The following is a 16,911-nucleotide window of genomic DNA, read 5'->3' as shown; positions in this document are numbered from 1 at the left end:
TCACTATATATTTGGTAATGCCTTACTCTTTTTAGAAAATATAGTACAAAAGTTAAAAAAACACATTTAACGAATATTCAATCTTTCTTTCAATTGTTTTAAATAACGCGATCGTATAATTAAGAAGTATACAACTTGAATACCTACGAAAATACTTAATACAATTGTATTTTCTTTAAACAGTGAGTACTCAAACATTTGTCCTAACGCAGTTAATGCTACTGCCCCGTGTAATGTTGCAACTCCAACTGGAACGAAGAATAAAAGCGCTAAGCGGATTGTGACTACTTTCGATAATTCCCCTCTCGTCAATCCAACTTTTCGAATCATTTCAAATAAACGAGTATCGTCCTCCAAATCTGAAAATAAACGGAAGTAAAGGAAGCTTCCTGCACAAACGAAAAATACAATACCAATAAAGAAACCTACAAATAAAATGGGTCCTGCGATTTGTAGACTTTGATTTTGATCGTACTCTTCTGCACTAAACGTTGAATGTTCTTGATAAGGCTTAATCTGATTCGTAAGCTCTTTACCAACCTCAATTTCATCTTTCGCGGATTGTGTTTTATACATATAATCTTTTTCTTCTTTAAATCCATCTTGTAATGAATCATATTGTTTTTTAGAGATTACATACACATTAGCTCTTAGTATTTTACTTAATGAAGAAGTATTAACTTTTTTCACATTTAAAGGTTCATTCATATTTGGTAAAGTAATTTCTTTTCTTTCTTTCATCGGTGGTCCGGGTATTTCGACTGACAAAAATAAAGCCTCTTTATTTGATACAGTATTAAATGGTTCTCCTGTTAACTTTGCATATTCTTTATAATCTGATTCTTTTATAAAAATGGCGCTTCTTAACGACTGCTCCTCCGTTTTCTTCGATGAAATATTTATTTTTGAAGCTGCTATATTATGTTTCTTTAATCCTTCGTCAATGATTTTCAGATGCTGTGGCTCATTGCTATTACCTTGCTTAGACTGATAGTGAAACGCAATTGGTCTGTCCATAATTTCTTTCGTCATCGAAGCAAACCCAACCAATGTACCTATTGCTGAAAATGCTACTGTTGAAATAATCGTTACAATAAAGAACATTCTTGCGTTATCTCTCATACGGTATGCTAAATCTGACAAAGTAATAATATTTGTCTGTGTCCAATAGAAACGTTTACTTTTTTTACATAGTCTAATAATAAAGACGCTCAACTGCTTGTACAGCAAATACGTACCAATAATGACTACCGTTGTAACAGGAATCATCATTATAAATACCATTGCACCATGTGACATAAGAGCTCCTGCATAACCAGCACTAAGCAATACTACTGCTAATATAGAAGAAATTATAGATGCCTTCGGTTCTGGCTTCGCCTCTGCTGATCCTCTAAACAATTTCATAATTTTATTTTTACGAACCATTCCTGCACTAAACAATGAAATGATCATAAATAATACGAAAAACATAATACTCGTTACAACAATCGCTTTCATCGGTATGTAATAGGATAAAGAAATATCTAGTTTTAATATCATCGGAGCTACAAATATTAATATTCCTGAAAACAACATACCTGAAAGAATCCCAAAAATTATTGCCCCTATTCCAATCATTATATTTTCAAAGAAGATAAGACGCTTTAATTGATATTTCGTCATACCTAACATCATTAAAATTCCTAGTTCACGCTTTCTCGTTTTTAAAAACATTCCCATTGAATATAAAATAAAGAAGAATGTAAATAAGTAAATAATAGACTGCGCAAAAGACATACTTACGAATACGTACTGTCCTAATTCTCCAGCACTTAATGCCGGATGAAACGCAAAAAATGAATACACAAAAAAGGCCATAATTGCAAATGCACTACTCAAAAAATAAGCTGAGTATGTTCGTCTATTTCGCGTTACATTTCGAAATGCGAGTTCTCTAATGTTCATACTACTTCTCCGCCCTTCTACTAACTATACTTTTATATTAGTAAAGTTCGGAAATACCTTCCATCGATTCAAATGACAAAAACCTTACATTATTGAAAGGTTTTAAACAATTGCTTATATAAAACAGTTTCATTATAATGACTACATTCATATTCATACACGCATCCTATTGTATATTCGTTAGTTTTGCGAAATAATAAAGGATAGAAGTATGTACCAATATACATATAATCTTATTTACCGCTTTAATATGAATAGGAGGAAAACATAATGACATTACAAGAACAAATTATGAAAGCATTACATGTTCAGCCTGTAATTGATCCGAAAGTAGAAATTCGTAAACGAATTGATTTCTTAAAAGCTTATTTAAAAACTACAGGTGCAAAAGGATTTGTACTTGGAATTAGCGGCGGACAAGACTCTACACTGGCAGGACGTTTAGCACAGCTTGCAGTCGAAGAAGTTCGTAATGAAGGTGGTAACGCAACGTTTATCTCCGTACGTCTTCCATACAAAGTACAAAAAGATGAAGATGATGCACAATTAGCATTACAATTTATTCAAGCTGATCAGTCTGTTGCTTTTGATATCGCTTCAACAGTTGATGCCTTCTCAAATCAATACGAAAACTTATTAGGTGAATCATTAACAGATTTCAATAAAGGAAACGTAAAAGCACGCATTCGCATGGTTACACAATACGCAATCGGCGGACAACAAGGGCTACTCGTTATCGGAACTGATCATGCTGCTGAAGCTGTAACAGGTTTCTTCACAAAATTCGGAGATGGCGGTGCAGATTTATTACCATTAACGGGATTAACGAAACGCCAAGGACGTGATTTATTACAAGAATTAGGTGCAGACGAGCGACTTTACTTAAAAATGCCAACAGCTGATTTATTAGATGAAAAACCAGGTCAAGCTGATGAAACAGAGCTAGGCATTACTTACGATCAATTAGATGACTATTTAGAAGGTAAATCCGTTCCAGCTGACGTTGCTGAAAAGATCGAGAAGCGTTATAAAGTGAGTGAACATAAAAGACAAGTACCAGCGTCAATGTTTGATGATTGGTGGAAATAGGACATAAAAAAGAAGCTAATCTCATTTAGCTTCTTTTTTATACGTTAACGATATACCCCTACTCTTTTCTCTAATAAATCCTGTAAGCAATCTTCATGTTGTTTATTAAACAATGGCGGCATTTTGTCTAAAGGGAAAAACTGCAAATCTAACGTTTCATCACCGTCTATTTTTGTATTCCCTCCAACGATTGAAAACTTAAAAAATATTACAATTGCCTGTGCCTGATCTCCATTCGGATATGCTTGAAAATATTTCGTATACACACCAATGAGCTCATCAATTTCCACATCATATCCTGTTTCTTCTTTTATTTCTCGAATCGCAGTTTCTGCCGCAGATTCCCCGATTTCCATTGCACCGCCTGGAAATCCCCAAGCATTAAAGTCTCCTCTTTTTTGCAGAAGCACTTCACCAAATTCATTAAATACACAACCTCCTGCAAAATTCAAAATAACATAATCATGCCCTATTTTTTCACGTAATTCCTTTATATAATTCGCCATCTGCTTCTCCTTTTTATCCATCTTCCATTATTCTTTTTTATCTTTTTCAAGCAATTCAATAATCCGATCTAACTTCTGATTCATATTAATCACATGTTGTTTTTTCATAGTGTTGTTTTGCAATAACCTTTTAATGAACAGAGTAAATGATACAAAAAACAAAACGATAAGTCCGATTACTAGACAAAAATATATCAATGCAAATATATTATTTTCGAACAAATTCATTCAGCTATCACATCCTCTATTTTCAATTATTTTATCACATAATTCTAAATAGTCACTAGGATTATAATCAAACGCAAAAAGAGCACCTTTTAAAGATGCTCTTTTTCATTAATACGTAAATGTAATTGTCGCTAATGAATAACCTGTCATTGCACTATATGGCGCAACTTGATAAGATACACGCTTTGCACCTTTTGGCCAAGTTATTTCATTTAATACTTTCTTTATATCTTGCATCGTTCCATCCATTGACTGCTTATATCGTACTTCTACTTTTTCTGGCTTGGAAGCAAATTGTTGCTGTAATTTTTTCTTAAACTCATTGTAATTTTCCGCTCCGTATTGTGCAGATAAATACTTTAAATTTGTTTCTTTTAACATTTGTTCATATATAGCAGTTTTTGAACTACCGGCTTTTATTTTGCTTGTTAATTCGTTGAAGTAGCTTGTAGTTGCCGCTGGATATTCACTACGATCCCATTCATGGTCTTTGCTTAATTGTTCATCAGACATATTAAAATATGAATATGTTACGCGCCCAGCTTTATCAGGAACTGGATCATCGAATGTAGTATCAAGGTGGTACCACTTGTTATCAATGTTCACTAAATTCCATGCGTGAGCTTGTCCATTCCCTGTACCTGTTACAATATGATTTTGAATACCTGCTTCTTTTAGTAATTGATATGTTAACAATGTATATCCTTGGCAAACGGCAGAACGATTCGCTAACGCTTCATACGCTGTATATGCTTGATAAGACGTATCATATGATACTTGTTTCACAACATAATCATGAATAGCTTTCACTTTTTCATGCTCATCCATGCCTTGTTTAATGATAGAATTTACAATTGCTTTCGCCTGAGACTTTACATACTGTGTTTGCTCTTTTGATTCACGATACTTCACTTGTAATGTAAATGTATAATTCCCAGGCATCCCTTTTATAGAATATTTAGTAGACGCTACATTATATTTTACATACTCATCAGCATCTACAATTTTATTAAACTCGCCATACAATTGGTCCATAATATTTCTAGCATTTCTATCTTTTGTTTTATATGTGATTGTAATATTTTCTTCTCTATTATCAATCTGTTTTTTTAATTCTTTTCTGAAATCATTTAACAACTTTGCATCTGATTGTGTTGTCACTGTAGTCGGATTCGTAGCCGCATAAGATACAGCTGACGCCTGTAAGCCTCCCATTACTATAGTTGAACAAAGTGCGGCAGCTGTCACATACTTACTTGTCTTTCCCATCTTGTCACTCCTTACATTCTATAACTATACAAAAAGTATCGTATAGTTTCAGAGTATACAATACTTTTCAAAATAGGTCATATGAGATTATGCATATTTAACATTTTTAAAAGGGTTGTTCTTTTAGAAAAAGAACAACCCTTTTTTTAGCAAGTTTGCAACACACAGCATGTATTTTCAAAATGGCGATTTTTCAAGTCTTCATTTCCAATACAGAAATAAAGCATCCCTAAATCTCCCCACATCATATTACAATTTTTAGTATCTGAATCAATTTGGAATAAGAGCGTCATATGCTGTGGATCTATCCCCATATATTGTCCAGTCTCGTACAATACCTCATCTTGTACAGAGAATGGTTCTCCAAACATTTGATGATTATCATAGTTGTCTGGGATTAGCTCTTCAAGTAATTGCAAGAAACGATCTGAATCCGCCTCATCTTCAATGAAAAGCTCCGGTAATTTATACGTCAGTTCAAAAGTAATTGCACACTGGTTATATTTCGCTTGTATTTCATCTGCTCTACGTAATTGCTCTACAGGGATATCATAATAAAGTACACGTCCAGCTTCGGTTGGATCCACATCTTCTTCAAAGTAATTTTCAATACTAAAGAAATATAACATCCCTGTCTTAGGAAGATTATGATCCATACCAACGTTTTGTAAATCACTTAAATTAAATTGTGCGATAAAACGTAACGGATTCTCTTTGTATGTTGGATATTCAAATGTATTTGGCAAATCAGGAACTCCGCCCATTTTCGAACTGCCTATCGCAATTATTTCCTGTTGTTTTGGCACAACTTTTATACAAGGAAATACAGTATTAATAAGTTCCTGTTTCAAATGTGTTAGTTCATATTTATCAATTAATATTTCAATTTTCTGTTCCATAAATTCTCCTTACATTTACATACTTATTTGTATCATAGCACAAAGATTATACTTCATTCATTGCAAATTCAACAAGCCCTCCAAAAAACGGGCTTATCCCTCGTACGCGAACAAGTTTAAAAAAGCATAGTATACATTGTTCCTACAAACACGATAGTTCTTTATTTCTTCCAGTACATTTTCCCCTCGTTCATTTTTATTTTTAATTTAAGGAGGAATTCCACATGGGTTACGGATATAGTTGCGGCGGTTACGGCGGTGGTTACGGTTACGGCGGTAGTTGTGGTGGCGGTTGTGGTTATGGAGGTTTCGCTTTATTAATCGTTTTATTTATCCTTCTAATCATCATCGGAGCTAGCTGTTGGGGCGGCTTTGTAGGCTGCTAGTAAACTTAAAAACTATTGTAAAAAAGCACGTACAATACGTGCTTTTTTTCCATTTTCATTTTTTAGAAAGGAAGTATGTTCAATGAAAATTGATGGTGTTTTTGAAGGAGGCGGTGTACGCGGAATTGCTCATGTAGGGGCAATTTGCGCGTTAGCCGAAAAAGGATATGAATGGGAACGTTTAGCTGGAACATCAGCCGGCGCTATTATTGCAGCTCTTCTAGCAGCAGGATATTCTTGTTCCGAATTAAAGACGATTGTAACAGACATTGATTATGAAAAATTCACTAAAAAAACTTTTCTTGATAAAATCCCCTTTATTGGTAAAGGATTAAGCGCTTGGTCTACTCTAGGTATTTATTCAAATGTATTTCTCGAAGAATGGCTAGAAGACCTGCTTAGAAAAAAAGGAATTCATTTGTTTACAGACTTACCCGATTTGAATAAACTCAAAATTATTGCTTCAGATATAAGCAATGGTAAAATGGTTATTTTTCCCGATGACTTACCAAACTACGGATTTTTAAATTACCGCTTCTCTATCGCTAGAGCAGTAAGAATGAGTGGAACCATTCCTTTCTTCTTCGAACCAGTGAAATGGAGAACACCAAAATGGAAGCAGCCTTGTTATATGGTTGACGGCGGTATTTTAAGTAATTACCCAATTTGGATTTTCGATTCACCGACTTCTCCTCGCTGGCCTACCTTTGGATTTCATTTTGTAAAAGATGAGATTCAAGCTGATCCCGCCCACTATGACGAACCTATTTCCATGTTCAAAGGATTATTTAAAACGATGATGCAAGCTCATGATTTACGTCATTTAGATAAAGAATCAAAGGCTAGAACTATTACAATTCCGACAGGAAGCATTACCAGTACTAATTTTCAACTAACTAAAGAAGAGAAAGAATGGCTCTATAACTCTGGTTATAATGCAGCTAATAAGTTTTTACAATCCTGGAACTTCAGACAATATGTTGATGAATATAGAGACGGAAATCAGGATCGAAAAACAAATCGGTATTTCCGTCAACTTGACTCATAATTATATTATTTTCCCTGTCACACTTTAATAGTAAATAAGCCTAATAATATAGTACATTATTAGGCTTATTTACTTCTTATGTACTCTCCCATTATTTAAGGATAAGTTAACCCTTCTGCTTCTTTTGCGGTAATTACTATGTAACGATTTCCAGTTCTTAAACCTAGCAATTCTGCTTTTTCAATTGCATCCTGTTTTGTCTCCGCATAAGCAGCTAAATATTTATCTCCATCAATCATTTGGCAAATCACATATTGTTTCATGGTTTTCTCCTTTTACATTTTAATTAATTGCGCGATCTTTTTTATTCCAACTTCAATTTCTTCTACAGTTGCATAGGAATAAGAAAGACGTAAAAATTGGTTAGCACTTCTATCATACAAAGTGCCTGGGTTTAACAACACCTTTTCTTGTAAAGCTTTTTCAAATAAACTACGATTCGAAATTGGTAGATTTATATGTAGCCAAATGTAAAAGCTTCCTACTGGCTCATGCCAAGTTGCAATGCCACTACAATACTTTTCTAACATACTTATCATAAAATCTCTACGTTTTTTCAATTCACTTCTTACAAACTGTAAATGTTCATCATACAATCCATTTTCAAACCACTCCGCTGCAATCTGCTGGGATATAGAACTTGAACCATAATCAGTTTGCATTTTTATATCTGCTAATCTTTGAATAACGGATTCTGATCCAACAACCCACCCAATTCTTAAACCAGGACTAATGACTTTGGACATACTTCCAATATGTAGCACAATCCCATTTTTATCATATGCCTTTAAAGGTTTTGAAACTGGTGCATCGAACCATAAATCTTGATATACCGCGTCCTCAATAATAGGTAATCCAATTTCATTACATATCTCCATCACTTCCTCCCTCTTCTTAGCGTTCATACTAAAATTGGTCGGATTATGAAAAGATGGGATTGTATATAAAATAGATGCGTTAAATTGTTTCTTATATTTTGTAATGTATGAAGTATTTATACCATTCTCATTCATTGGTATTCCAATCAAGCGCATTCCTGCTGATTGAAATACATTAAGCGAATATAAATATGATGGTTTTTCTAATAAAATTGACGCTCCTTTCGGAAGAAGCCCCATAGAAATAAGCTGCAATGCTTGAATTGCCCCTGAAACAATTAAAATAGAGTCAGGAGATACATATATCCCATGCCCTTTTAAATATTCCGCAATTTTTTCTCTTAAATGGAGATTTCCTTTCGGTTCCTCATACCCAAGTGGAACATTTGATTGTAAAATTTTATTAATAATACCCTTCATCTTTTTCTCAGGCAAGAGACTCGGTGAAAGTTCACCTGTTCCTAATCGAATTACATTGGGAGTAAATTCAGCTTGATTAATCTCTTGTACAGCAGGAAGATTCGGATAATGAAGTCCTGTTTCTACGTAAGACTGCCAGTTTGGAGGCGGGGCATATGTTGAAGTATTCTCACTATTTTTTATAACAATTGTTCCTTTCCGTCCATTCCCCTCAATATACCCTTTTGCTATTAACTCATCGAAAGCCATTACAATTGTACTTCGGTTCACTTCAAACGCATGCGCCAAAGCTCTTTGGGAAGGTAATTTAGTTCCAATTGTCCATTCCCCATTAACAATTCTCTCTTTTATATAAGATTCTATTTGTTTATACAAAGGAACAGATGAAGACATATTAGGTTTCCAAACGAGCCTTTCCATTATCTCACCTCACATATTTTATGGTTGGTAACCTATCCAACCATATGGATGGATACAAATTTTCATTTCTTCTATACAATATAGACTATCATAATTAATCAAATTAAGTAGGAGGTAATCTGATGAGTGAAGCAATTATTCACGGTATCATCCTTGCATTTGGTCTTATCATTCCATTAGGTGTCCAAAATGTTTTCGTCTTTAACCAAGGCGCTAGTCAACCAAATATTTGGCGAGCTGCTCCTGTAGTCTTGACTGCATCTATATGTGATACATTATTAATATTAATTGCTGTACAAGGTGTCTCCCTTGTCCTCTTAACTTTTTCTTGGTTAACAACCACCTTGTATATGATTGGATTTTTCTTTCTTATGTATATGGGCTGGGTTATTTGGAGAAGCGATCCTTCAAATGATGTAAAACAAGAAAAAAGCATGCCTTTAAAAAATCAAATTATTTTCGCCGCATCAGTTTCATTACTAAATCCACACGCAATTTTAGACACAATTGGTGTAATCGGAACAAACTCTATACAGTACATAGGAAGTGAGAAATGGGCTTTCACTTTTGCAACAATTATAGTTTCTTGGATCTGGTTTATTAGTTTAGCTTTTGCTGGAAAATTTCTAAAAGGATTTGACTCAACAGGAAAAACGATTATAGTATTAAATAAAATTTCAGGGCTACTCATATGGGGAGTCGCACTTTATATGTTAAAACAAGTTGTTTTTCCTAACTAATTAAAGAGAATTGCATGTTATGTAATTGGCATGCAATTCTCTTTCGCATTATGAAGTTGGTTCCGGTTTCTGTTTTAACATCATTTCATCTTTTGCTGGTTTAATCCAAATAATTGCTATGACAGCACCAATAGCAGCGAAGATGCTTGTTAAATAAAACACTTCATGGTCTGCCCCTTTCATAAAAAAAGAATATAGGGGTGGTCCAGCTGCTACACCGATAAATCGCATTGAACTATAAAATGACGTAACTGTCCCCCTCTGCTCTTTTTCAATCCCTTGTGTAATAAGAGCATCTAGACATGGTAACGCCATACCAATTCCTCCCCCCATAATAACGAGACAAAGAAGTAGCAAATAGATTCCTTTTAAAAATAAAGGTAAGAAGACAGATGCAGCAGCCAGTAAAAATCCAATATAGATACACTTTTTCATAATATCTTGTTTATCTCCAATTTTTTTACCAGCCATATATGAGCTAAGTGATAGTACAAGTAAAGGAATAGCCAGTACACACCCTTTCCATATACCATGAATATCGTACTTCGACTCCAGTATAGTTGACAGATAAAAAAGTATTCCGAATAAAATAAGCATAATAATTGCACCTAGTATAAAAATGGCAATTAACCATCTTCCCTTTTCTCGAAACGTAGAGATAATAGATTGAATAAATTCCTTAAGTGGTGGGGCTTCTTCTTCTTGTTTCTTCGCCTTTACTAGTACCAGTAGTAAAACAATCGATATTACACATAAAACTGGAATCGCCCAAAATGGTAAGAACCATACAATAGCTGCAAGAGCTGATCCTAATATGGGACTCAATACTTTTCCAAATGTATTTGACGTCTCAATGATTCCTAAACCTGCACTAACCTGTTTTTCATCTTTGTATAAATCACCGACACATGGTATGACAACTGGCATAGCACCAGCAGCACCTATCCCTTGAATTGCTCTTCCGATAAGAATCCAAACATAAGGGTTATCAACTTTCCATGATACCCATCCCGTTATCGCTCCTCCAATAGCTGCAATTAATAAACTTGGAACCATTACCATCTTTCGTCCCCATCTATCTGATAAATAACCAGCAATCGGTATAAGTATAATTGCAATGATAGAATAAATTGTAATTATCATGGATACTTGGAAAGATGAAATATGTAATTTCTTTTCAATGGTTGGCAGGATTGGAATAAGCATTGAATTACCTAGCGTCATAACAAGTGGAACTGATGCAAGTGCAATTAAACAACAGTTTTCTTTTTTTAACATGTTGATTTCGGAACCTTTCATCATATATTTCTTACCATATAATAGCCCTGCTGGAAATTATGTTTACATTCCACCAGGGCTATTTCATCTTTACTACTTTCCATTTACAACAAAAGAAATTGGGTAAAATATAGCATTACTCCTATTCTTTGAATCCTGTTCACAATATATCCATACCAATTAATTGAAAATAAAAAAGAAAGGAAGAATCCTTCCTTTCTCCTATAACCTTCTACATTTAGCGAGTATATCCGCCACCAAGCTGTTGTTCTGCCATCGCTACAAGGCGTTTTGTAATTTCACCGCCTACAGAACCGTTTGCACGTGAAGAAGTATCAGCTCCAAGCTGTACACCAAACTCTTGTGCAATTTCATATTTCATTTGATCTAGAGCTGCTTGTGCTCCATGTGATGCTAATTGATTAGCGTTACGATTTCTAGCCATTACCGATCACCTCCTTATATATATTAAACTGTATCAAATCCGAAATTAAATACATGGTAATTTTTGGTTATTGATAAAATGAAAAAAGAGTCTCCTAAACGAGACTCTTTCATCATTTCACCTTATGAACTTACTACTTCTAATTTTCTATTCGTTAATGCTTTCATTTCTTCTTTCAATATATCTTTCGCATTATGCCCAAACCATTCAAGCGAAGCAAAATGATCAGTATCTCTCACTTCCCGGATGATTTCATCATAGTTTACAATACCTTCAAATAATGGAACCATTCCTATACGACTTCCAGCAGCGGCATATACATTATTTGGTTCAAACACGTGTAAATACTCCGCTGATGATATATTCTTAAAATGGTAATGTTGTATCCATGGCTTTAATCGATGAAAACTATCTACAGGGTCTGCACCAGACTCCCATATATGAAGAAAATCCAGGTTTATTTTTAAATATGGATGATTTACTTCTTCTAACAATTTCAAAGTAGACGGCAAAGTATCCGTTAACGTATTTGGATGTGTTTCTAATAGTATATACATATTATGCGGAGCAAATAGATCACAAATCCTGCGAATTCGCTCCACATACTCTTTTCTCTCTTGTTCCGAGAAATCCTCACTACCTTTTTGCCCGGCAAACGTACGAATTTTATTTGTATTAAACCAATTAGCTAGTGTTACCAGTTGTTCACATTTTTCCATCGTTTTTTGAAAATCCGCTAATAATGATATGTCCAGGTAATCACTTATCATCGTAACTTCTAAATTTTTATCCTTTAAATAATCTATTTCTCGTTCTGTCGTTTCACGCTCTTGCATATATAAATTTTGTGCATGGGTCCCCCACAACTCAATTCCTTCAAAACCGTTTTCGTATGCAAATTGAACAATATCAGTAAATGAAATTAGTTGATGGCGAAATGAAATTGTACATAGCGAATATTTCATTGATTTGAACTCCCTTATCTTAAATTCAATGAACTTGTATTAGTTAAGAAAGACTGATTTGTTGTCATTTCTTTCCATAACAGAAACTGTTTCTCTAGTTCATCCTTAATTTGCAGTTCAATTGTATTCATTTCATCAAGTTTCTCAACAATTGGTAATAACATATCTTTATTATTTGTCATTGCCATTTTAATAGCACGGTACTGTACATTTGTAAATCCTTGTACAATGTCTTCCACTCGATCACACCAATAATCAAATTCTTGCTCCGAATATTGTAAAGTTTCACGGAAGTATGCAAAGGCATGTTCATAGCTATATTTACGTATTGCCAATACGGGTATTTGCTTTACTGCCGTTACGAGCCCGGAAAGTGAATACCCACCCTCTTCATTTACCATTTTTATTATTAATTTTTTTAATTCCATTGTTAGTTCATTATCATCTTTTTTGAATGTTTCCATGAAATAACTTTCTACCATCTCTTGTGTTGGCTCCTGAATTCCTTCTATATCAATGAAATAGCCTCCACCAAATGGGTTGTCTTTAACAGAATGGAGCACTTTTTCTCTTTCCATATTCCCTTCCCAGCGAAAATCAGGATCAAGCATGAACCATTCATCTTCTTTCTCTGTCTTCGATATCATTAAGTAATGCGGAAACGGTTTTTGATGAAACTTATTTTCTCTCTCAGGCAATAAAGACATATCAACCATTACAATTACGTAACGATTTTCCGGCTTATTTTCTACTAATTCTAAAAATGTTTCTACATTGCTACTTTTATCTTTTGAATGATCGTACCATTCGTTCACTTTAATGCCATACAATTTTTCATACCAAAGTAAGTAGTTATCATGATTAATGTTTTCGGAATGATAAGAAATAATCCCGTCTTCTGTTATATCAAAATCTCCATCCCATAATCCGAAATAAAATGGACGGAAATCTATATCGCTACGCCTTTTTATAATTTCACAAAAACAACTCACTAAACAGTGAACTTTAATTGAAGTCATACTCTCATCCACTTTCCTAAAAGGTTAGTTATTCACATTTATTTCGTGTAACGGCTGTAACTCTTCCATAAAGTCAAGCAAAGATCCTACAGTAAGAAAAGCCTTTGGGTCTATCTCATCCTCTGGAACGCATAGCTTTAAATCCATTTCTATGTATACTATAAGCTGTAACATCATTACCGAATCTATATATAAATCTTGATTTAAACGCATCGTTTCTTCTAAATGCGTTACATTTTTCAGTTCCATTTTTTCTCTCATAATACTTAAAACTGCTTCTTTTAACATTTCACGACTCATGTTGTTATCTCTCCCATCTCTAATAACTTCCGACTTACTTTCCCTGTTTTATTTTTCGGAATCTCTGCTACATTTTCAATTTCATGTGGCACTTTATAAGACGGTAAATGCTGTATGCACCATTCTCGTATTTGTACTGGTTCAATACGAGAGACTACTTTCGCTTTTACTATTTCTCCCATCACAGGATGCTTGCCCCGGTATACAATCGCCTCCTGAATACCTTCTAATCGAAGTATCGTTTCTTCCACTTCTATAGGAAATACCTTTAGACCGGACACATTAATAACATCATCTATTCGCCCCATGAAATGAATGCCTTGCTCAGATCTATAACCTAAATCTTTTGTATAAATCTCCTTTTCAGCAATTTTCACTACGATTTCTTCAGGTTCATCTTCATTTGACCCTATGTTAATACTTACATGAGGAAGTGGTTTTCCTAAATCCAAATGTGTTTCCATAGCATGACATATACTAATGCAACCAGCTTCAGAACAGCCGTACTGCTGCATCATGTATTTCGTCATGCCTTTTAACTTATAAAATAGCGTTTCTGGCAAAGGTGATCCTGATGTCATAATTTTATGAAACTGAAAAGTCCCTTGTGGAAAACTCCCCATAATATGTAACATAAGTGGTACTGCGTATATGATATGTTTTTCGGTATTACGAACTATATTTAATGCGAATTTAGGGTTTTTATTTGTAATGATTATAGGCTTACTACCTCTCGTAATTGCTGATAACGTGCCACAAATTAATCCGTATGAATGTGAAACTGGAGCCATTACAATTGGCACTTCGTCTTCTTCACATTTTAAAGCTTCATTGTAAGCAGCAATTTCTGTTTCAATTTCCGTCCATGCTCTACGAATCAGTTTTGGCTCTCCTGTTGTACCTGAACTATACTGCAATAAAGACGGTTCTTCTTGTAATAGATTTGGAACTTCTAATTTTGTAAAGTCGTTACTTTCTCCGTATAAAAGTGCAGTACACTTTGCGCGCTTTGCCATTTCAATAGCTGTATCCTTTGGCGTATCTTCATGAATAAGTAGTACAGATGCTCTTTTTTCTTTTAGGAAAAACACAAGCGTAATAATATCGAATGGATCTTTCAGACAAAGTGCAAATCTATTTCCTTCTGCTTCTTGAAATTGTTCCACTCCCTCGTAACCTTGTAATCTCAATTCAAAATCATATTTGCTAAATTCTTGTTTATTAACGATTAGCATGATTTCCCCCTGTAACAACTGATTTTTGTATTGTAAGTTGCTTTGCTCTATACAATGGATTTGGAACTTCATGAACAAGCGATTCCACATCCATATATAAACGACGCTTCGTTAATTGCTCTGCATGAAATGTAGGTGCATATAATTGTAATGCTTCAAAACGTTCTTTCAAATGCGAAAATCTTTCAAAATGATCTTCTATTTCTTCAACAAGAATGATCCAAAATTGTTCCTCTTTCAACTGATACTCATCTGCCAGCACGAAAGCCAGTTCACCTAGATTGAATAGGAAAAGCGCATCTAAAACCATTTCTTGTAAACATTCAATACGGTCCATTTCAAAGAAATCATTCATTTGACCATTCGCATATGTTTTATGCATTTTAGTAAAGTCAGGACATTTTTCGAGTTCTTTCAAAAATGGACGATAAAACTCCAGTCCTTCATGAAAATCTTTTAGTGCAATACGGACTGGTATTCCCTCTTCATGAACTAAAATCATGTTTTGTCCATGTGATTCTAATGCGACTCCATGCTCTACAACGAGGTGTACAACTGGGATAATTGCTTTTTGAATAAGCAATTGTAACCAGCTTTCTACTCCATATCTCTTTAACCACAAATCAATAGTTGGTGTCCCATTTTTTCCCTTGGCATATAAACCGTTAAATGGGATTGCCTCTTCTTTCTTATCTAAATATTTGTGAACGCTTTCGCGCCAAATACATCCTAATGAGCCATACGTAGCTTTTTTATTCGCATCGTACGTAACACTCGAAAATTCATTTAACAAAATTAAACGCGATTCATCCCTTAAATAAGGGTCATGATTTACTATATCTTTTAACCAATTCGATATAGCAGGTGCACTCACAACCGAATGTGGTTTTAATGTACGGATAGTTGAAGTATTGAGTAAATTCATTGATAACTTTACATATGGTTTCTCTCGATTCGTAACATTTCTTAATGTCCGCATCGACTGCTGCGCGCAATAATCATCTTCTGATTTCCCTAAATAAATAATATATTTATCCTGTATATGGTCAGTATAATTCGGAATAATAAAGTTCTCCCACTGCCAAGGATGAACAGGTATAAACATGTACTTCTTCGAATCACAGTCCATTGTTCGAATACGATCCATATACTCTTCGATTTTCTTTTCACCAATTTCTTCTTTAAAGGTACAGTTATAACTCTCTTCACTTTCATATCCTACAGTCGTATATTTCTCATGAACTGCAATCCATATAATTTTCATTGATTGCATAAATTCAAATCCATATTGAAAATTATCACGATATTGAAACCCGATGCGTGCTTTATAACTAGGATGATACGGGTGTCCATCTATTAAATGACTTTCAAGCTCATCATAAGATTTCGCAAGATAGTCTTCTTCACAACTTCTCTCATATTGTGCAATCGTATCTTTGAAGATTGTTTGTTCTAATTCTTGAATAAAAGAATCCAATTTCGTTCGATCCACTTGAACAATCCGAAAAATCTCCTGTAAAAATTGTGAAACTGATTGTATTTCTTCTTCCTCATCTTGAACTCTCATTATTAATGAGTCATGTAAACAAATACGCCCAAATGTCATACGTTCTTGCCCATAGCATTGGTACATTACATTTTGATCCTTTTCATCAAGACCTTGTATAATAAAAAGTATTTGCTCTCCCTTTTGTATACGAATCGGTGTAATGATCTCTTCATAAATTAACGATTCTACTAATTGCCGGAATACTCTTCTTCTTACTGAAATGTACTCTTTTGATTGGAGTGCCTTCAATATTTTTATGTGATAAACTTCTTCTTTCATAAATCCCTCCG

18 protein-coding genes are annotated in these 16,911 nt (G+C 34.3%); 4 read left to right on the top strand and 14 right to left on the bottom strand.

Annotated elements, in window-relative coordinates:
- Window positions 1-66: 66 nt before the first annotated feature.
- A complete protein-coding gene (locus NSS97_RS10180) occupies window positions 67-1,947 on the bottom strand; it encodes an FtsX-like permease family protein (protein WP_107887933.1) in 1,881 nt (626 codons plus the stop codon).
- Window positions 1,948-2,217: 270 nt separating this feature from the next.
- Between NSS97_RS10180 and nadE the strand changes: the two genes are divergently transcribed.
- A complete protein-coding gene (nadE, locus tag NSS97_RS10175; protein ID WP_044444240.1) occupies window positions 2,218-3,036 on the top strand; it encodes an ammonia-dependent NAD(+) synthetase in 819 nt (272 codons plus the stop codon).
- 44 nt (window positions 3,037-3,080) lie between these two features.
- Here nadE and NSS97_RS10170 read toward each other — a convergent pair whose 3' ends face one another.
- From NSS97_RS10170 to NSS97_RS10155, 4 genes are all read right to left on the bottom strand, one after another.
- Window positions 3,081-3,542 (bottom strand): NUDIX hydrolase, encoded by a 462-nt coding sequence (locus NSS97_RS10170; RefSeq protein ID WP_002130989.1) that lies wholly within the window; start codon window positions 3,540-3,542, stop codon window positions 3,081-3,083.
- Window positions 3,543-3,569: 27 nt separating this feature from the next.
- The gene (locus NSS97_RS10165) at window positions 3,570-3,770 is read right to left on the bottom strand and encodes a DUF4083 domain-containing protein (protein ID WP_002141377.1); all 201 of its coding nucleotides are present in this window, start codon (window positions 3,768-3,770) and stop codon (window positions 3,570-3,572) included.
- 108 nt (window positions 3,771-3,878) lie between these two features.
- On the bottom strand, window positions 3,879-5,039 hold the full coding sequence (locus tag NSS97_RS10160; protein ID WP_107887932.1) for a transglutaminase domain-containing protein: 1,161 nt from the start codon (window positions 5,037-5,039) through the stop codon (window positions 3,879-3,881).
- A gap of 146 nt (window positions 5,040-5,185) precedes the next feature.
- Window positions 5,186-5,938 (bottom strand): YwqG family protein, encoded by a 753-nt coding sequence (locus NSS97_RS10155; protein ID WP_107887931.1) that lies wholly within the window; start codon window positions 5,936-5,938, stop codon window positions 5,186-5,188.
- Window positions 5,939-6,162: 224 nt separating this feature from the next.
- On the opposite strand from NSS97_RS10155, the gene NSS97_RS10150 reads away from it, so the two are divergent.
- Both NSS97_RS10150 and NSS97_RS10145 read left to right on the top strand, forming a co-directional pair.
- On the top strand, window positions 6,163-6,324 hold the full coding sequence (locus NSS97_RS10150; RefSeq protein WP_002012392.1) for a YjcZ family sporulation protein: 162 nt from the start codon (window positions 6,163-6,165) through the stop codon (window positions 6,322-6,324).
- An 82-nt stretch (window positions 6,325-6,406) separates the two neighbouring features.
- On the top strand, window positions 6,407-7,372 hold the full coding sequence (locus NSS97_RS10145; protein WP_088032598.1) for a patatin-like phospholipase family protein: 966 nt from the start codon (window positions 6,407-6,409) through the stop codon (window positions 7,370-7,372).
- 95 nt (window positions 7,373-7,467) lie between these two features.
- Here the strand turns inward: NSS97_RS10145 and NSS97_RS10140 are convergent, their stop codons facing one another.
- Together NSS97_RS10140 and NSS97_RS10135 are read right to left on the bottom strand one after the other, a co-directional pair.
- Entirely contained in the window at window positions 7,468-7,635 is a 168-nt protein-coding gene (locus NSS97_RS10140; RefSeq protein ID WP_002086120.1) for a DUF3933 family protein, read from the bottom strand.
- Window positions 7,636-7,647: 12 nt separating this feature from the next.
- Window positions 7,648-9,090, bottom strand: coding sequence for an aminotransferase class I/II-fold pyridoxal phosphate-dependent enzyme (locus tag NSS97_RS10135; RefSeq protein WP_107887929.1), 1,443 nt, complete (start codon window positions 9,088-9,090; stop codon window positions 7,648-7,650).
- Between the two features lie 122 nt (window positions 9,091-9,212).
- On the opposite strand from NSS97_RS10135, the gene NSS97_RS10130 reads away from it, so the two are divergent.
- The gene (locus NSS97_RS10130; RefSeq protein WP_002189328.1) at window positions 9,213-9,830 is read left to right on the top strand and encodes a LysE/ArgO family amino acid transporter; all 618 of its coding nucleotides are present in this window, start codon (window positions 9,213-9,215) and stop codon (window positions 9,828-9,830) included.
- Window positions 9,831-9,878: 48 nt separating this feature from the next.
- Here NSS97_RS10130 and NSS97_RS10125 read toward each other — a convergent pair whose 3' ends face one another.
- The 7 genes from NSS97_RS10125 to NSS97_RS10095 all read right to left on the bottom strand — a co-directional run bounded on the left by NSS97_RS10125 (window position 9,879) and on the right by NSS97_RS10095 (window position 16,900).
- Window positions 9,879-11,129: an MFS transporter gene (locus tag NSS97_RS10125; RefSeq protein ID WP_080784646.1), complete on the bottom strand. Its 1,251-nt coding sequence runs from the start codon at window positions 11,127-11,129 to the stop codon at window positions 9,879-9,881.
- A 217-nt stretch (window positions 11,130-11,346) separates the two neighbouring features.
- On the bottom strand, window positions 11,347-11,553 hold the full coding sequence (locus NSS97_RS10120) for an alpha/beta-type small acid-soluble spore protein (protein WP_000113539.1): 207 nt from the start codon (window positions 11,551-11,553) through the stop codon (window positions 11,347-11,349).
- A gap of 122 nt (window positions 11,554-11,675) precedes the next feature.
- Window positions 11,676-12,518 carry a sugar phosphate isomerase/epimerase family protein gene (locus NSS97_RS10115; RefSeq protein ID WP_341112388.1) on the bottom strand — a complete coding sequence of 281 codons (843 nt, stop codon included), beginning with the start codon at window positions 12,516-12,518 and terminating at the stop codon, window positions 11,676-11,678.
- Between the two features lie 14 nt (window positions 12,519-12,532).
- A complete protein-coding gene (locus NSS97_RS10110) occupies window positions 12,533-13,537 on the bottom strand; it encodes a DUF6005 family protein (RefSeq protein WP_341112386.1) in 1,005 nt (334 codons plus the stop codon).
- Between the two features lie 24 nt (window positions 13,538-13,561).
- On the bottom strand, window positions 13,562-13,837 hold the full coding sequence (asbD, locus tag NSS97_RS10105) for a petrobactin biosynthesis protein AsbD (RefSeq protein WP_002064932.1): 276 nt from the start codon (window positions 13,835-13,837) through the stop codon (window positions 13,562-13,564).
- A complete protein-coding gene (locus tag NSS97_RS10100; protein ID WP_044444247.1) occupies window positions 13,834-15,072 on the bottom strand; it encodes an AMP-binding protein in 1,239 nt (412 codons plus the stop codon). The genes asbD and NSS97_RS10100 overlap by 4 nt, the downstream gene beginning before the upstream one ends.
- A complete protein-coding gene (locus NSS97_RS10095) occupies window positions 15,059-16,900 on the bottom strand; it encodes an IucA/IucC family protein (protein WP_016120048.1) in 1,842 nt (613 codons plus the stop codon). Before NSS97_RS10095 ends, NSS97_RS10100 begins: the two co-directional genes overlap by 14 nt.
- Window positions 16,901-16,911 lie beyond the last annotated feature (11 nt).

The sequence above is a fragment of the Bacillus sp. FSL R12-0074 genome, assembly GCF_038005725.1.
GTDB lineage: Bacteria > Bacillota > Bacilli > Bacillales > Bacillaceae_G > Bacillus_A > Bacillus_A mycoides.
Note: the sequence above shows the minus strand (reverse complement) of the source record. Positions and strands in the feature narration are given on the sequence as shown.

Coding starts and splice junctions, on each gene's coding strand:
- NSS97_RS10180 (WP_107887933.1), bottom strand. CDS start 1,947: ATGAACATTAGAGAACTCGCATTTCGAAATGTAACGCGAAATAGACGA.
- nadE (WP_044444240.1), top strand. CDS start 2,218: ATGACATTACAAGAACAAATTATGAAAGCATTACATGTTCAGCCTGTA.
- NSS97_RS10170 (WP_002130989.1), bottom strand. CDS start 3,542: ATGGCGAATTATATAAAGGAATTACGTGAAAAAATAGGGCATGATTAT.
- NSS97_RS10165 (WP_002141377.1), bottom strand. CDS start 3,770: ATGAATTTGTTCGAAAATAATATATTTGCATTGATATATTTTTGTCTA.
- NSS97_RS10160 (WP_107887932.1), bottom strand. CDS start 5,039: ATGGGAAAGACAAGTAAGTATGTGACAGCTGCCGCACTTTGTTCAACT.
- NSS97_RS10155 (WP_107887931.1), bottom strand. CDS start 5,938: ATGGAACAGAAAATTGAAATATTAATTGATAAATATGAACTAACACAT.
- NSS97_RS10150 (WP_002012392.1), top strand. CDS start 6,163: ATGGGTTACGGATATAGTTGCGGCGGTTACGGCGGTGGTTACGGTTAC.
- NSS97_RS10145 (WP_088032598.1), top strand. CDS start 6,407: ATGAAAATTGATGGTGTTTTTGAAGGAGGCGGTGTACGCGGAATTGCT.
- NSS97_RS10140 (WP_002086120.1), bottom strand. CDS start 7,635: ATGAAACAATATGTGATTTGCCAAATGATTGATGGAGATAAATATTTA.
- NSS97_RS10135 (WP_107887929.1), bottom strand. CDS start 9,090: ATGGAAAGGCTCGTTTGGAAACCTAATATGTCTTCATCTGTTCCTTTG.
- NSS97_RS10130 (WP_002189328.1), top strand. CDS start 9,213: ATGAGTGAAGCAATTATTCACGGTATCATCCTTGCATTTGGTCTTATC.
- NSS97_RS10125 (WP_080784646.1), bottom strand. CDS start 11,129: ATGAAAGGTTCCGAAATCAACATGTTAAAAAAAGAAAACTGTTGTTTA.
- NSS97_RS10120 (WP_000113539.1), bottom strand. CDS start 11,553: ATGGCTAGAAATCGTAACGCTAATCAATTAGCATCACATGGAGCACAA.
- NSS97_RS10115 (WP_341112388.1), bottom strand. CDS start 12,518: ATGAAATATTCGCTATGTACAATTTCATTTCGCCATCAACTAATTTCA.
- NSS97_RS10110 (WP_341112386.1), bottom strand. CDS start 13,537: ATGACTTCAATTAAAGTTCACTGTTTAGTGAGTTGTTTTTGTGAAATT.
- asbD (WP_002064932.1), bottom strand. CDS start 13,837: ATGAGTCGTGAAATGTTAAAAGAAGCAGTTTTAAGTATTATGAGAGAA.
- NSS97_RS10100 (WP_044444247.1), bottom strand. CDS start 15,072: ATGCTAATCGTTAATAAACAAGAATTTAGCAAATATGATTTTGAATTG.
- NSS97_RS10095 (WP_016120048.1), bottom strand. CDS start 16,900: ATGAAAGAAGAAGTTTATCACATAAAAATATTGAAGGCACTCCAATCA.